We start from the raw sequence: 15543 nt of genomic DNA on the forward strand, positions 1-15543 counted from the left end.
CCGGCACTGCCTTCGATGGTTCGAATCCGTCCCCCTCCACCATATTCTTTCTTATGTTTTTCCTTTAAACATGAGAACAACTTGAAAAGCGTGTTGGGAAAACACTTTTTAAGTATAAAAATACCCTGGAGGGGTTCCCGAGTGGCCAAAGGGAGCAGACTGTAAATCTGCCGGCACTGCCTTCGATGGTTCGAATCCGTCCCCCTCCACCATATTGAAAAAGCCAGCTCATTGAGCTGGCTTTTTTCGTTCTATAACTACCATTTTTCAATGACTTACCCAACTCTCTGGATAAATCTAGCCTCACTCACAGCGCGATTCTTAGTGATCTTTCGTTAAGTAGTAGACTACTAAGCTCTTGTATCTACCTCTATTTGTAAGAGAATCCAAGTCTAAGTCCCTTTACCTCTGCTAATGGAGTCAAGCCATTGATCACCCTATTAGCTCAATCTTCACCATTCCCTACTATGCGACTCATCGTTGTCTCATAACAACCCTATTAAGGTCGACTTCAACCACTCGTATTGCCCCGATAGATTTAGAGTCCCTGATCTTCAGATATAAAAAATCCCGCTCGAAAGCGGGATTTTACTAAGACTAAATTGAACGCTGTTGGTGATTAACCTTGAATACCAACAATCAACCAAGGTGCGTTTGGTACCGTTAGGTCACGTTCTAAGTGCCAGATATCTTCGATGTCTTCTTCGATACCTTCTTCTGCATCACGGTAACGACCGCTAAATTGCAGGCTAAGCTGTGCTTTGTTCGCATCGTAGTCAGCACGAACAATTTCCGCATCTACGTACATCACATCAGTATGTTGCTCGCCATCTAGCTTCGCACGTTCTGCTTTCAAATCTTCGAACAGGCTTGGTGAAACGTACTCTTCAATTGTATGAAGTTGGTTGTGGTTCCACGCGCCTTGCAGGATTCGGTAGTGCTCGCGAGAGCCGTTGATGAATGCCGCTTGGTCAAAACCCGGTGGGTAGTTATGCGGGATATCAGTTTGTGCACCGAAACCGCCAAAACCACCTGCATTTGTGTTGTTAGGCTGTTGTTCAAAGTTCTGCATGTTTGGTTGCTCGAACTTAGAAGCGTTACCACCAAATGCTGGCTGCTGACGATGCTGATTCATACTGCCCTGCTTAGCACCAAGCATGCCGCGCATCAGCTTGAAGATAACAAACGCAATCAAACCAATGATCAGGATATCCATAAACTGGATACCTTCGAATGCACCACCAAAGAATGCTGCCAATAGACCACCAGCAAGAAGACCACCAAGTAAGCCGCCCATCAAGCCTTTCTTGCTTGAAGATTTAGCACCTTGTTCTTTACCAATGGTGTTTGTGTTTTGTTGCTGCTGTTTAGGAGCAGGAGCCGTTTTATAGCTCTTACCGAACGACTTACCACCACCAAACTTCTTCGCTTCCGCGATAGGCGTTACAGCAACGGTAAACATCAGTAGGGCGACAATCGAAAATAAACGTTTCATCGTTATCCTTAAAATTGACGATAAGTACTTAATCATGCTGCCAGATAACAAGATGAACAAGCATCCAATATCAGTAGCACGCTAAATATGAGATGTGACCATCATACTCCGTCAGATTCAACAATGAAACATTCCACAATAGAAGACATGTATCAGAATATTGCCAAGCAATAGGTTTATGACTTGTTTGCGTTATTGACGGTCAATCGGTAGCTGACTATCATATTGAACGTTGTTCAATAAGTAGTTTTAAATTATGGCGCGCAGAAACGATCACACCAGAGAAGAGTTGGTCAACTTGACTCTTTCCACAGTCAAAGACTTTTTAGACGAAAACTCTTACCACGACCTTAGCCTTCGCAAGATCGCTAACATGATAGGTTACGTGCCAAGTACGCTAGTTAATATCTTTGGTAACTACAACCTACTGCTTTTACATGCCGTTGCACAGACATTGGATGAGTTGCAACAAGAAGCCGTAGCCGCGACGAAAAACAGTAAGGATGCTCATCAATCACTTTTTGAACTGGCATACTGCTACCACGACTTCGCGCAAAAGCACCCATACCGCTGGCAACTTGTGTTCGAGCACAACATGAATGGTGCCGAGCTACCAGAGTGGCACGCAAAACGCATCGACGGTATGACTGGCATGCTAGAATCCTTACTTGCTCAAATCGCACCGCACCGTACTGAATCTGAAGTACTTCAAGCGAGTCGCGTATTGTGGTCAGGTGTACATGGAATCACGCTTCTTAGCGTTGATGATAAGTTTTTCTCTAGTGAACCTATTGATGGTAAAGAGCTTATTGATAACCTGATTTCAAACTATCTGATCAGCTGGTAATAAAGGATTATTCATGTCATCAGACAGCCAGTCGTCTTTGCTTAGGCAGCGAAAGTTCCTCCCCTATTTTGTCACCCAGTTTTTCGGAGCTTTCAACGACAACATATTCAAAAACGTACTGCTGCTGTTTGTGGCCTTTGCTGGGTCCAGCGCATTACCGATCTCTAGTAACCTGTTTATTAACTTGGCTGCTGGTTTATTTATTCTGCCTTTCTTCTTGTTCTCGGCGTCTGCGGGCGTATTAGCTGATAAATACGAGAAGTCTTGGTTTATTCGTAAGGTAAAGCTTTTCGAAATCGGCATCATGCTTTTAGGGGCGATTGGCTTTATCACTGAAAGCTACGGCGTGTTGCTCTTGCTGCTTTTCTTGATGGGAACGCAATCCGCATTCTTTGGTCCCGTCAAATACGCTTTACTTCCTCAACAACTCAATGAAAAAGAGTTGGTTCCTGGCAACGCATTGGTCGAAGCCGGTACTTTTATTGCAATTCTGGTCGGTACGCTTGGCGCGGGGCTTATTGCTTCGGCCGACAATGCGAAATATCTTGCTGCCTTCTGCGTTGTTATCTTTGCTGTTCTTGGTTACTTGTCGAGTCGTTTTATTCCATTTGCATCAGCAAGCGCACCGGACATTCAATTCAAATGGCAACCTTATAAGCAAACCAAACACACACTTTCTATTGCCAAGTCTGACCGCATCGTTTTCCAATGCATCATGGCAATCAGTTGGTTCTGGTTCTTGGGCGCAGCATACCTGACTCAGTTCCCGAACTTCACTAAGGTGTATTTGAATGGCACCGAAAGCGCAGTTTCGTTCCTGTTAGCGCTCTTCTCTGTTGGGATTGCGGTCGGCTCTATGGCATGTAACTGGCTGTCCAATCATCGCATTGAAGTGGGTATCGTACCGATTGGTGCTTTAGGGATAACCATTTTCGGCTTCTTGATGGCGACATCGATTCCAACGGACTTACCTCGATTCCATACATTCGCAGAATTCGTCAGCTATGACGCTTTCTGGCCACTGTTCTCCTATCTATTGATGATTGGTATTTCGGGTGGTTTGTTTATCGTTCCCCTTTACGCCTTAATGCAACACAGAGCGAAAGAAACAGAACGTGCACAAGTGATTGCTGGCTTGAACATCTTTAACTCATTGTTCATGGTAGGCAGTGCTGTATTAGGCATTGTTTGTTTAAGTGTGCTTGAGATGAGCATTCCTCAACTGTTCGCTCTTTTGGCTATCCTGAATTTCTTGGTTGCCGCATACATCTTCCTGCAGATCCCTATCTTTGTGGTGCGCTTTGCGATGTGGGTGGTCACTCACACCATTTACCGTGTCAAACATAAGAACCTACATCACCTTCCAGAACATGGTGGTGCGTTGATCGTCTGCAACCATGTCAGCTATATGGACTCACTACTGTTAAGTGCGGTCTGTCCTCGCCTGATTCGATTTGTGATGGAAGAAGACTACGCAAACCTCCCTCCTTTGCGACGTTTCCTTCGTCGAGCTGGAGTAATCCCTATTTCAGCAAGTAATCGAACGTCTATTCGCCGTGCATTTAATGATGTTGAAAAAGCATTGAATGAAGGCCATATCGTGTGCATCTTCCCAGAAGGGCGTTTAACATCAGATGGTGAAATGAACGAGTTCATGCGCGGTATCGACATCATACTTCGTCGCAGCCCTGTTCCAGTGATTCCAATCGCCCTAAAAGGCTTGTGGGGCAGCTATTTCAGCCGAGCAAAAGGTCGTGCTTGTAAAGGGTTACCAACTCGCTTCTGGTCAAAACTAGAAATTGAAGCAGGAACGCCTGTCGATCCAAAGCAAGCAACCTCACAAGTGATGTTTGAAAAAGTGAAAGCACTGCGTGGCGACTGGCGCTAAACTCAAACCAGTGAATTTGAGAATGTTGAACATACGTTTAGTTTTACTGAACGCATGTTCAATTCATTAATACTTTCTGACCAAAAGCGTTACTGTATACTCCACGCTTTAACTCATAACAACGAACGACACCCTTGAATACAAAGAATATCCCCTTTGGATTGGCACTGCTGTTTTGTTTAACCCCTTTTGTGTCCTCTCCTATCGCGCTTGTGATCGGTTTTCTTTTGGCGAGTTTTAGCCTAGTACCGACAGAGCTTCCTATTGCTTCATTCACCAAGAAGCTGCTTTCTTATTCCATTATTGGTTTGGGCTTTGGGATTCACTTTGACCAAGCACTCGCGGTCACTTCTGACGGCATTGGTCTGATCATCGCAACCATCCTTGGCACGCTTGTGATCGGCATGATGATCGCCAAAGCAATAAAACTTGAACGCACAACGGCGTATCTGATTGCTTCTGGTACTGCTATTTGTGGTGGTAGCGCGATTGCTGCGGTCGCTCCAGCGATTAAAGCAAAGGACGAGCAAATTGGTCTGGCTCTAGCGACGGTTTTCGTTCTGAACTCACTGGCGCTATTCATCTTCCCTGTTATTGGTCACGCTATTGGCTTGGATCAGCATACGTTCGGTACGTGGGCTGCGATTGCAATTCATGACACGTCTTCTGTGGTAGGTGCAGCATCAGCTTACGGTGAAGAAGCATTGACTACCGCAACAACATTGAAGCTTGCTCGCGCATTGTGGATCATTCCTGTCGCGCTAGTGAGTGCTGTGATTTTTTCTCGCGGTAACGGAGAGGAAGGCAAGAGTAAGTTAGTGATTCCTTACTTCATTTTCTGGTACTGCGCTGCGATTGCATTCAGCGACTTCTTCCCGCAATTTGAAGTGGTGTATCAAGGTATCTTTGCTATTGCTAAGCAAGCGCTTGTGGTGTGTCTGTTCTTGATTGGTTGTAGCATTTCAGTATCGAAGCTGAAGTCGGCAGGCGCTAAACCATTGTTGTTTGGTGTCACATTGTGGGTACTGATTTCTACTACGTCTTTAGGCTGGTTACTTCTCGACTAAACCTTGATTGATTTTCTGAGGCTGGGTTGGCTCAACTTTTCGTGTGCTTTGGCTTTTGTGTACCAACACTAATGCGATCGCGACCAGAAAAGCAGTTAACTCAGCCAATGAGCGCGTTAACCCCTGCGAACTCATCGCCACGCCAATTTGTAGCAACACCGCTGCCGCTAACACTAACTTGATCATCCTGAACCTTATACTTTATTCCTTAATCTTTGAGCATGATTATGATTCAGAGTTATAAGGATGCGAAATTCCGTTTTCGACTAATACATTGCGAAATCAACTAAGTTGGCTTTCTACCCACGAGATAAAGGTTTTCACTTTAGGTCGATGCTCGTAGCCTGAGGGACAAATCAAATCGTACCCTAACTGGGTATCCATCGCTGGGTAAGGACTAACCAGCTCACCTTTGTCTAAGAGATCTTTGACGAATCGATATCGCCCCATCGCAACGCCAACGTTATTCCTTGCCGCTAGCACTGCCATATCACGATGGCTCACACAGTAAAAATGCTGAAAAACATCCTCGTCCAGTCCCATATAAGCAACCCAGCGCTGCCAAACATCAGAACCAAGTGCGTGAATAAAGTTGATGCGATTGAGAGACTCAGTGCCATCTTCCAAGATATTCAGTTCCTTCATGTACTGAGGTGTACAGACCGGAATGTATTTTTCGCCAAATAACCGCTGACGATACACATCAACCATATGATCAGTATCGTAAAAGATCGCTACATCAATCTGATTGGTCACCAAATCGAGTTGGTTTTCTTGAGCGAAAAGGTTGAGGTTAAAACCCGGAAAATGGCGTTGGAAATCCGCAATGCGAGGCATCAACCACCCATTCAAAAACCCAGGGGACGCAGCAATGTTGAGTTCACCCACCAAGTCCGTCGACTTGATCTCTTCAATCTCATTAAAAATAGTACTGAGTGACGTAGATAACGTTTTTTGAAATCGGTGCCCTTCTGATGTCAGTTCGAGCTTTCGAGTGCCTCGAACAAACAGAGAGAAACCCAACTCCTGTTCTAGCACTTTGATGCGATGGCTCACGGCGCCTTGAGTCAAGTGCAGCTCTTTTGCCGCCTGCGTAAAGCTGAGATGCTTCGCTGCGATGCTAAAGGTATGAAGGTTTCGAAGCAGTAACTGTTGATTTGCCATGATCGACCATGCATTAAAAATATTAATTCATGATAGTAGTGAATTCGTTTGTTTGCGTCGATAATTAAGTTTCAAATAGCCCTTAGAAACTAAATAAAAACGTCACTTTCAAACATAGATCATGTTTTAGGTGGCATTAAAATTATAGGGGCAAATATGAATATACTCGGCTACATGCAAAAAGTCGGTAAGGCATTAATGGTTCCGGTAGCGACCTTACCCGCTGCGGCAATCTTGATGGGGATTGGCTACTGGATCGATCCGGTTGGCTGGGGTTCTGAAAGTGTCTTAGCGGCCTTCCTCATTAAATCAGGCGGAGCAATCATCGACAACATGGCGGTACTGTTCGCCGTCGGCGTTGCATTTGGGCTGAGCAAAGACAAAAACGGCTCAGCAGCACTGTCTGGGTTTATCTGTTTTATGGTGCTGACGACGCTACTGGCGCCGGGAGCCGTCACACAATTAATGGATGTGGCTGCAGATGAAGTGCCGGATGCCTTCAACAAAATCAACAACCAGTTCATCGGTATCTTGGTGGGGATTATCTCCGCTGAAATCTACAACCGTTATTCAGGTGTCGAACTACCAAAAGCACTGGCGTTCTTTAGCGGCAAACGCCTAGTACCTATTCTCACCTCTATCGCAGGTATGGCGCTGGCGTTTGTTCTGCTTTACGTATGGCCTGTGATTTACGATGCATTAATTATTTTCGGAACCAAACTTGAATCCATGGGTGCGGTTGGCGCGGGTTTATTTGGCTTCTTTAACCGTCTAATGCTAACTATTGGCATGCACCACGCGCTTTACCCTGTCTTCTGGTTTGATGTGGTTGGTATCAACGACATTCCAAACTTCTTAGGTGGCGCACAGTCTATTGCTAACGGCACAGCTGTAGTTGGCCAGACGGGTATGTACCAAGCAGGTTTCTTCCCAATCATGATGTTTGGTCTACCGGGCGCTGCTCTTGCGATTTATCACTGCGCTGATAAGCAAAACAAAACCAAAGTGTTCTCAATCATGCTAGCTGCAGCGATGGCGTCCTTCTTCACTGGTATTACAGAGCCTCTAGAGTTCAGCTTTATGTTCCTAGCGCCAGTGCTGTACCTGATTCACGCTGTGCTGACTGGTATCTCAATGTACATTGCAGCAAGCATGCAGTGGATGGCGGGCTTTGGTTTCTCAGCTGGTTTTGTTGACTTCGTACTGTCAAGCCAAAACCCATTGGCAACCAAATGGTACATGCTGATCCCACAAGGTTTAGTCTTCTTTGCGATTTACTACAGCGTATTCCGCTTCGCGATCATCAAGTTCAACTTGCGTACGCCGGGTCGTGGTGAGGACATGGAAAAGGAAGTCACCGAGAATATTGGAGAGCTAGCAAAAGACTACATCGCAGCAATTGGCGGTGCAGACAACATCCTAGAAGTGGACAACTGTATTACTCGACTTCGTTTAACCGTGAAAGATTCATCCCTAGCTGACGAAGCTAAGCTTAAACAGTTGGGTGCTGCTGGCGTAGTGATGATTGGTAAAGGCGGCTTACAAGTGATTATCGGTCTAGGAAAAGTAGATAAGGTAGCTGAGCAGATGAAACTCGCGCTCGCTAACTAAAGAATTGTGGTGACTCACCATCACCACATCCCCCTGAAGTGCAATAACGCTTAGTCACCGTTTTGCACTTCATTTTTTAACCAGTCTTTCACCGCTTTACGCGAGATTTTGATTCCCCCACCCAACAGGGTTTGAGGCATTGCGTAATACGCTATTGGCCATTTGAATTTTTCTAGCTTAGTTTGCAGATGTTGCTCGTATTGAGCTTTGTCCATTAATAACTCTGTCTGAATCACAGCTACTGGTCGGTGGCCAAATTCAACATCTTCTACTGGCACAACAATGCTTTGCGAAATACCCTCGATTTGGTTCAGTACCGCTTCAATTTCTTCGCAGTGAACATTCTCACCGCCAGAAATGAATTGGTTGTCTGCTCGGCCAATGATCTTAAGTTCATCGCCTTGCCACTCTCCGAGATCCTTACTGTCGAACCAACCGTTTTCATTCAGAAGTGAGGTAACTGAGCCTTGCTTGAAATAGCCTGCTGCTAGTGTTTGCCCGCCGATATAAATACGCTCTTCCACCAGCTTAATATCGCGATTTTGCAATAGGTGACCCGCGTTACTGATGCTATCGATTTGCTTTGCAGTTACGGTAGAGGCCGCTTCTGTCATGCCATAACCCAGCCAAGTTTCAATGCCTTGCTGTGTTGCTCGCAGTGCCAACTCATGAGCAACATGACTGCCGCCAAGTAAGACATGCGTGAGAGACAATGCGACTTGTTCATCCAGTAAACGCTTAAGCTGCGTCGCAACTAGAGAGGCATGAGAGACACCAAGAATATCATCAGCAAGATTTCCGTTTCCTACTTTGAGCGTTGCGCCTGCAAACAACCAACGGTAGACAATTGCCAAGCCTGACACGTGGTAAAGCGGCAAAGAAAGCAGCCAGCTATCTTCATGGTTGAATCGGAACTCAGCCAACAAACCTTGAGCTGAAGAAAGGTGCTGACGATGAGTATGTACCACGGCTTTAGGGGTGCCTGTTGAGCCAGAGGTAAACACAATAGACGCTAAAGCATCATGTGCGTATCCTTCACTTGAACTGCCAGTGCCACATTGCGATTCGCTATCCAGAGTCGAAAGTTGGATGATACATAGTTGCGATAACTGCTGTTCAGAGTAGCTAGCGGCAACACTATCAGCAAACCACACAAAACGTTGTTGAGCTGGCTTATATAGCGTCGTTAACTTACCTGAAAGAGCCTCAAAAGGCTGCGGCATGGTCAACGCAGCAATTGCACCTATCTGCTGAGCGGCAAGATAAAACCACAAGGTTTCAACTTGGTTCTTACCGACTAGCGTCACCACGTCTCCACTCGCGACACCTCGTTGTTGAAGGTAGCGAGAATACAAGTCAACACGAGCAGTCAATTGCTGCCAGTTAACTTGCTCTTTGATTGTCTCAAGCGCAATAGAAAAAGGGCTCACTTGAGCCCAATATTTCCATGGTGCAATCGCAATAGTATCTACGCTGAATGCCACACTAACTCCTGCTCAGATAGCGGAAGAACTGGAAGTTCACATTTAGGCCAACCTTGCTCTAGCTGCGCTTTGAATAAACCAATCGTATCCAAACCTGGGATCTCATTAGGTAGTTGCCATTGTGCTAAGCGAGCAAGTTGGTTCAGGCCAAGGCTTGATTCAATGCTTGAACTGATTACGGCTTTAATACCTAACGTCTTCGCCTTTTCAATCAGCTTAATACAGAAATCAACTGAGCCGATCAGCGTTGGCTTGATGATGATGGTTTTCACGCCAGTGAGATCTTCTAAGCTGAAGTCTTCACGGCGAACCGCATCTTGCAGTGTCTCATCCCACGCGATTGCAATACCCGTATTGATTGCAAAAGACAGGCTATCTCCCGGAGAGCGACATGGCTCTTCCAAGAAGGTAATACGCTGGCGTAGTGATGGTGCAATGTACTTAGCAAACTGCTGGGCTTTTTCTGGCGTCCAAGCACGGTTAGCATCAAGACGAAGCGTCAGCTGTGGAATCGACTCAAGGAACAAGTTCACCAACATGCCGTCACGAATAGGTTCATACAAACCCACTTTTACTTTCGCGACTTTTTCGCCTTCCATTTCGTTCAGTTTCGGGATCAGTTCATCTGGATCACCGTTACACAAAGGGGCGACTTGGTACTTACCTTGCGCAGGTAAACCGCCTTCAAGCTCCAACTGTGCCATAGACAGACCAAATGCAACCGATGGGTACATGTGGTTGTAATCTAAAGGCAAGTTTGCCCCCCAGCGTTCTGCTTGTGCTTGCAACTGAATGCCCGCTTCTTCAGTGCCTTCAAGGCTGAAGCCAACCAAAGGGGCAACTTCACCGCGACCAACCTTGTCACCGTCCGTTAATTCAAGGATATAACCTTTACGTTCCGTCAGCTTGTTATCACGTAGTATTACGCCACTGTCCATTGGTAAACAGTAACGGTAAATCTTCGCTTTACGCATAATTCGAATCCTATGTAATGCCGTATATTCTGAGCTTTTTAACGAGAGAACTCGCTAGTCTCCCAGAGGGCGAGACGCTCAGGACGAAAAACGAAACAGAGGAGCACAAAGGCTCCTCTTCTATACGGATTATGGGTTACGAGGGAACTTGTCGAAGTCTGGGCGACGTTTCTCGTTGAATGCGTTACGACCTTCTTGGCCTTCATCTGTCATGTAGAACATCATAGTCGCGTTACCCGCCAGTTCTTGCAGACCCGCTTGGCCATCACAGTCCGCGTTCAATGCGGCTTTCAAGCAACGCAGTGCCATTGGGCTGTGTTGCAGAACTTCACGACACCAACGAACGGTTTCTTTCTCTAGATCCGCTAGTGGCACTACTGTGTTTACTAGGCCCATGTCTACCGCTTCTTGAGCGTTGTAGAAACGACATAGGAACCAGATTTCGCGAGCTTTCTTTTGGCCTACGATGCGAGCCATGTAAGATGCGCCCCAACCGCCGTCAAATGAACCCACTTTAGGGCCTGTTTGACCAAATTGAGCGTTGTCAGCCGCAATCGTTAGGTCACACATCATGTGCAGTACGTGACCACCGCCCACAGCCCAACCTGCTACCGATGCGATCACTGGTTTTGGACAAGTGCGAATATCACGTTGGAAGTCCAATACGTTTAGGTGGTGCGTACCTTGGTCGTCTTTGTAGCCGCCGTAGTCGCCACGGATCTTCTGGTCACCGCCAGAACAGAATGCGTCTTCACCTAGACCTGTCAGAATGATCACGCCAACACCAGAGTCGTAGCGTGCATCTGCCAACGCATCAATCATCTCTTTTACCGTTTGAGGACGAAACGCGTTACGCACTTGAGGACGTGCAATAGTGATTTTCGCGATACCATCTACAGACTTGTGGTAATGAATGTCCTCGTATTTCTCGCTGCAATCTTTCCATTGAACCGGAGCGTAAAGTTCTTCTTCAGAAATGCCTACTGTTTTAGCCATGGTGATTCCCATTGTTCTCGTTGCTCTCACTCAAAGTGAGAATGAATTATTTGATTAACTTGCCTCGCAAATCGCTGTGGTTGCTCTTGGTGAACGTTATGTCCAGCACCTTCGATTTGTCGATACGCCAACCCGCTTGTCTCAGCCAGTTGGCTAAATTTTTTGTCTTTTTCGCCGCAGATATAATGCAGTGGAACCGCTTGTTGTTGCAGAGCTGGGAGCAAATAAGATTGCTTCGCTAATGACGTTGCAATCAGCATATCCGCTACCGCGGAACCAAGATTAGCACTTCGTTTCGCAATCAATGTTTGTCTTTGCTCATGGTTTAGTGAAGAAAAGACCAACTGTTGGTACCAATCGTTCAAAACACAGGCAAGAGGCTCAGTTTTGAAACGCTTTGCCCAGCGCGAATCGTTTTCGAATCGAGCCTGTCTATCTGACTCACTTTGAAGCCCGAAGTTTCCTCCTTCCACAATGCTTCCACAAATATTGAGATCTGGAAAACATTGGTGAGCAAGGCCGTGCATAGCAATGCGTCCACCCATTGAGTAACCAATCAGGATAAGCGGTTGTTGCGAAGGAAATAATAAAGATAGTGCGGAATTAAGTAATTTGCAGCAATCATTCAGATCGCTGCAAGAAATAGATTGGCTGTGCCCATGACCAGGGAGGTCAACCGTAACACGTTCATACTCGGGTAACGCGTTGATACACGCTTGCCAATCTTCACCGCTACCAAGCAAGCCATGCAAAAACACCAGAGTAGGCAAAGTACTACTTTGGTGCTTTTCCGTTGCTGGGAAGCGTTTAGAATAGAGCATGCAAATTCTTGTTGAAGGATTTTAGCTGCTCTACCGCTTGGTTCGATGGCGTTTGAACTTCAACCACTAACGCCCCTTCGCCGCTAGCAAAATGCTCAGAGACTATAGATTGATACTCAGCAAGCGTATTCGGTTTGCGATACTGTAAACCAAACTGTTTCGCTGCATGTTCAAATTCATAGCCATGAGGCATTTGATAGAACGACTCGCGATGCTCTTGCGGTACAGGCAGTAAGTCAAAAATCGCACCACCATCGTTGTTAGTGATCACCAACACCGAAGGCAACTTGTTGTGCGTAAACAGTGCCAATGAGTTCAGCCCATATAAGGCAGAAGTATCGCCAATAAACATTAACATCGGGTTCTGGCGCGCGCGTTGTACCCCGCTTGCTGTGGCAAACAGCCCATCAATGCCAGACGCACCACGGTTAGTGAAAACCTCTGTGTTATCAAGCTTGCCGAACATGTCGATCAATCGAACAAACAGACTGTTGCCAACAAACAGATCCACACCTTGAGCACGCTCAGCCACATCAATCGCTAACGCAATCTCGCTCAGCTCACTCTTAGGGTCAGATGCAAACAAGCCTTTCGCGTGTTGCGTGACCTGTTTGATGTCCGCGGCAAGTTCATTTGCCCAACCAGCGTGTTCTGATGAAAACTCCGTCGTACGTTCAACCCATGAGCTTGGCTGCTCTGCCCAGTGCCATTGTGGTAGGTGACTTTGGTTATCTCGCTCTAATCGAGGCGATACGTACCAATATTGAATGTCACCACCTTGCTGATTGCGCGCTACGTGTTTTTCTAACCAGTGATTGAAACGTTTAGAAATGATTCGACTACCAAACTGCACGATTAAGTCACAACCATCCAGTTGGCTTGCCAATTTCGGATTCTGCAACCATAAATCAAAATGCGCCCAATCCGAGCTCACACCACTTTGCGGATCAGCAAGCACTGGCCAGCCCATTTGCTCTGCAAACGCTTGTGCAGCTTGCGCCTGAACCAGTGGCAAACTACCAATGACCACCACACCTTTGTTATCCCCACAGCTTGGAATTGCGCTGCTGGTTTTCGGGTTAAAACGCTGGCAATACGTCACCTTGCTATCTCGCCAACCGGCAACGGTATCAAGGTAGTCCTGATAGGTGCTCTTTTCTGTATTGGAGTACAAAGGTTCTGGGAACGCACAGTTAATGTGAACCGCGCTGCCTCTTAGGCGCTGAGTAAACATCACTTCATCAACAGAAGTAAGCAACCAGTTCAACGGAGTTGATAGCGTAGGACTCGGCAGGTTAAGACTGTCAGAGACATGTCCTGAAAAAATACCCAATTGATTAATAGCTTGGTTTGCACCACAACCTACCAGTTCAACCGGACGGTCTGCAGTTAGCACCACCAGCTTTTCACCCGTCAGTTTTGCTTCAGCAATAGCAGGTAAAAGGTTAGCGACAGCGGTACCAGAGGTCACGATCAACGCAACCGGCTGTTTACTTGCCTTTGCAAGCCCAAGAGCCATAAAGCCTAAGCCACGCTCATCAAAGTGCGTGTGAATAGTAAAATTTGGGTTATCTGCCGCCTCTACCGTTAAAGGTGTAGAGCGGGAACCGGGTGCGATACAAACGTGGTTCACACCAAAGCGGTTCAATTCTGTCAGGATGGTTTCAGACCAGATGCGATTCAATACAGCTTGATCTGCCTTCATGATGCAACCCCAAGCGGTGGGTGGTCTGAAATAAGAGATAGTAACGTCGACATTTTTTTATCTAACTCGGCCCATTCATGTTCTGCAATGGAGCCTGGAACAATACCCGCGCCAGCAAACAGTTGGACTTGATCGCCCAAGATCAAAGCACTTCTGATTGCGACACAAAACTCTGCACGCTCATGGCTAATGTAACCCATAGAGCCTGCATACCAGCCGCGTGCAAACGGCTCATTATCCAAAATAAATTGCATCGACTCTTTACGCGGTAAACCGGCTACCGCGGCGGTTGGCTGTAAAGCTGAAAGCAATTGAACACCGTTGATGCCTGCTTTCAGATCCGCATGAATATTACGCTTAAGATGTTGGACTTTTCTCAGGCGAACAAGTCGAGGCTCTTTTTCTACTTCAACGCTCTCTGAATGTGGCGACAAGCGATCAACAATGTCATCCACCACATACTGGTTTTCGTTCAGGTTCTTTGAATCTTGAGATAACCAGTTCGCTAGTTCCATATCTTGCGTAGCATTGTCACCACGACCAATCGTGCCTGCTAATGCTTCAGTGTGGAGTTCATGCCCAACACGCGAATACAGACGCTCAGGGGTAGAGCCCATGAAGCTGTGCTTGCTGTCTAAGCTCAGTAGGAAATGGAAACTGTGGTGGTTATTTAGGTAACTCGCTTTCAGGAGTTGCGCAGCAGAAAGTGTCGAATCTAAGCGAACGGTTGATTTGCGAGCTAAAACGACTTTTTTAAAATCGTCGTTCTCAATACCTGTCAGTACTTTCTCTACCAAATCATTCCATTGAGGCTCTGTTGGCGCATGATCAATAGAACGAATATGAGAAGAAATTGGCGCAAGCATAGGCACATCACAAACCAGCTTTTTCAAGCCTGCTAATGTACGGGTTTTATCTTCTGAGATATTCACTGCAAGCGACCATTGCTGATCGAAGCGAATCAACTCGATTTGCGGCAGAAAGAAGAAAGACGGCATGCAGCGGCGGTTTTTCTCGTGCTGACCATCGAATGAACGCCCACCCCATACGCGTTGGCCTTCGCCAAGGATCGTATAGGCAGGTCCTGGCTCAACAAATGAATGGAGCTGACCTAGGGCAACAACTTCTTCACGAGTATCACGGGACTGCCAGTAAAACTTGGGAAAAAGTGGTTGTGCTTCAAGCCAGTCAATAAACGCGAAATTGGGTTTCTCGCTGAGTGGCTCGACTAAACGTGTTTGATTGCCTTCCGTTTGCTGAACTCGCTCGATAATTCTCTTTACGGCTTGATGGAACTGTGACAAATCAACCTCGAAGTCTATGAGGATAAGGGATAACTGACGGCTACTCTAAGTTTAGACCCAAAGCAAATCAAGGTCGTATGCGATCTTTTGCAAAATCCTGTGATACCAACAGGACAAAAGTTAGCCACTAAACGGATAATTTACAGATTTTTATTCTAATAAAAAACAAATTATTGTACTTTAATAA

At 46.3% G+C, this 15543-nt stretch carries 13 protein-coding genes and 1 tRNA gene; 5 read left to right on the top strand and 9 right to left on the bottom strand.

Features of this window, described 5'->3' with window-relative positions:
- Positions 1-127 precede the first annotated feature (127 nt).
- Positions 128-212 (top strand) — tRNA-Tyr (locus VCHENC03_RS06585).
- 407 nt (positions 213-619) lie between these two features.
- Here the strand turns inward: VCHENC03_RS06585 and VCHENC03_RS06580 are convergent.
- Positions 620-1495, bottom strand: coding sequence for a Tim44 domain-containing protein (locus VCHENC03_RS06580; protein ID WP_009707155.1), 876 nt, complete (start codon positions 1493-1495; stop codon positions 620-622).
- A 256-nt stretch (positions 1496-1751) separates the two neighbouring features.
- Between VCHENC03_RS06580 and VCHENC03_RS06575 the strand changes: the two genes are divergently transcribed.
- The 3 genes from VCHENC03_RS06575 to VCHENC03_RS06565 all read left to right on the top strand — a co-directional run bounded on the left by VCHENC03_RS06575 (position 1752) and on the right by VCHENC03_RS06565 (position 5297).
- On the top strand, positions 1752-2342 hold the full coding sequence (locus VCHENC03_RS06575) for a TetR/AcrR family transcriptional regulator (RefSeq protein ID WP_005437561.1): 591 nt from the start codon (positions 1752-1754) through the stop codon (positions 2340-2342).
- Between the two features lie 13 nt (positions 2343-2355).
- The gene (locus tag VCHENC03_RS06570) at positions 2356-4230 is read left to right on the top strand and encodes an MFS transporter (RefSeq protein WP_009707156.1); all 1875 of its coding nucleotides are present in this window, start codon (positions 2356-2358) and stop codon (positions 4228-4230) included.
- A 161-nt stretch (positions 4231-4391) separates the two neighbouring features.
- Positions 4392-5297, top strand: a complete 906-nt coding sequence (locus tag VCHENC03_RS06565; protein WP_009707157.1) for a YeiH family protein — start codon at positions 4392-4394, stop codon at positions 5295-5297.
- Here the strand turns inward: VCHENC03_RS06565 and VCHENC03_RS06560 are convergent.
- Both VCHENC03_RS06560 and VCHENC03_RS06555 read right to left on the bottom strand, forming a co-directional pair.
- Entirely contained in the window at positions 5283-5483 is a 201-nt protein-coding gene (locus VCHENC03_RS06560; RefSeq protein WP_032802948.1) for a hypothetical protein, read from the bottom strand. The genes VCHENC03_RS06565 and VCHENC03_RS06560 overlap by 15 nt on opposite strands.
- A 96-nt stretch (positions 5484-5579) precedes the next feature.
- On the bottom strand, positions 5580-6461 hold the full coding sequence (locus tag VCHENC03_RS06555) for a LysR substrate-binding domain-containing protein (RefSeq protein ID WP_009707159.1): 882 nt from the start codon (positions 6459-6461) through the stop codon (positions 5580-5582).
- Positions 6462-6617: 156 nt separating this feature from the next.
- Here VCHENC03_RS06555 and nagE point away from each other — a divergent pair, with 156 nt between their 5' ends.
- Positions 6618-8072 carry an N-acetylglucosamine-specific PTS transporter subunit IIBC gene (gene nagE, locus VCHENC03_RS06550; RefSeq protein ID WP_009707160.1) on the top strand — a complete coding sequence of 485 codons (1455 nt, stop codon included), beginning with the start codon at positions 6618-6620 and terminating at the stop codon, positions 8070-8072.
- Between the two features lie 50 nt (positions 8073-8122).
- Here the strand turns inward: nagE and menE are convergent, their stop codons facing one another.
- From menE to VCHENC03_RS06520, 6 genes are all read right to left on the bottom strand, one after another.
- A complete protein-coding gene (gene menE / locus VCHENC03_RS06545; protein ID WP_009707161.1) occupies positions 8123-9556 on the bottom strand; it encodes an o-succinylbenzoate--CoA ligase in 1434 nt (477 codons plus the stop codon).
- The gene (gene menC / locus VCHENC03_RS06540) at positions 9541-10530 is read right to left on the bottom strand and encodes an o-succinylbenzoate synthase (protein WP_009707162.1); all 990 of its coding nucleotides are present in this window, start codon (positions 10528-10530) and stop codon (positions 9541-9543) included. Before menC ends, menE begins: the two co-directional genes overlap by 16 nt.
- Positions 10531-10659: 129 nt before the next feature.
- The gene (gene menB / locus VCHENC03_RS06535; protein WP_009707163.1) at positions 10660-11526 is read right to left on the bottom strand and encodes a 1,4-dihydroxy-2-naphthoyl-CoA synthase; all 867 of its coding nucleotides are present in this window, start codon (positions 11524-11526) and stop codon (positions 10660-10662) included.
- A gap of 26 nt (positions 11527-11552) precedes the next feature.
- Positions 11553-12347, bottom strand: a complete 795-nt coding sequence (gene menH / locus VCHENC03_RS06530; RefSeq protein WP_009707164.1) for a 2-succinyl-6-hydroxy-2,4-cyclohexadiene-1-carboxylate synthase — start codon at positions 12345-12347, stop codon at positions 11553-11555.
- Positions 12334-14052, bottom strand: coding sequence for a 2-succinyl-5-enolpyruvyl-6-hydroxy-3-cyclohexene-1-carboxylic-acid synthase (gene menD, locus VCHENC03_RS06525; protein WP_009707165.1), 1719 nt, complete (start codon positions 14050-14052; stop codon positions 12334-12336). Before menD ends, menH begins: the two co-directional genes overlap by 14 nt.
- Positions 14049-15356 (bottom strand): isochorismate synthase, encoded by a 1308-nt coding sequence (locus VCHENC03_RS06520; protein WP_005437582.1) that lies wholly within the window; start codon positions 15354-15356, stop codon positions 14049-14051. Before VCHENC03_RS06520 ends, menD begins: the two co-directional genes overlap by 4 nt.
- Positions 15357-15543 lie beyond the last annotated feature (187 nt).

This window comes from Vibrio sp. HENC-03, from assembly GCF_000305755.2.
Classification (GTDB): Bacteria; Pseudomonadota; Gammaproteobacteria; order Enterobacterales; family Vibrionaceae; genus Vibrio; species Vibrio owensii.

Excerpts from the sequence above, each read along its gene's own strand:
- VCHENC03_RS06580 (WP_009707155.1), bottom strand. The coding sequence starts at position 1,495 with ATGAAACGTTTATTTTCGATTGTCGCCCTACTGATGTTTACCGTTGCT.
- VCHENC03_RS06575 (WP_005437561.1), top strand. The coding sequence starts at position 1,752 with ATGGCGCGCAGAAACGATCACACCAGAGAAGAGTTGGTCAACTTGACT.
- VCHENC03_RS06570 (WP_009707156.1), top strand. The coding sequence starts at position 2,356 with ATGTCATCAGACAGCCAGTCGTCTTTGCTTAGGCAGCGAAAGTTCCTC.
- VCHENC03_RS06560 (WP_032802948.1), bottom strand. The coding sequence starts at position 5,483 with ATGATCAAGTTAGTGTTAGCGGCAGCGGTGTTGCTACAAATTGGCGTG.
- VCHENC03_RS06555 (WP_009707159.1), bottom strand. The coding sequence starts at position 6,461 with ATGGCAAATCAACAGTTACTGCTTCGAAACCTTCATACCTTTAGCATC.
- nagE (WP_009707160.1), top strand. The coding sequence starts at position 6,618 with ATGAATATACTCGGCTACATGCAAAAAGTCGGTAAGGCATTAATGGTT.
- menC (WP_009707162.1), bottom strand. The coding sequence starts at position 10,530 with ATGCGTAAAGCGAAGATTTACCGTTACTGTTTACCAATGGACAGTGGC.
- menB (WP_009707163.1), bottom strand. The coding sequence starts at position 11,526 with ATGGCTAAAACAGTAGGCATTTCTGAAGAAGAACTTTACGCTCCGGTT.
- menH (WP_009707164.1), bottom strand. The coding sequence starts at position 12,347 with ATGCTCTATTCTAAACGCTTCCCAGCAACGGAAAAGCACCAAAGTAGT.
- menD (WP_009707165.1), bottom strand. The coding sequence starts at position 14,052 with ATGAAGGCAGATCAAGCTGTATTGAATCGCATCTGGTCTGAAACCATC.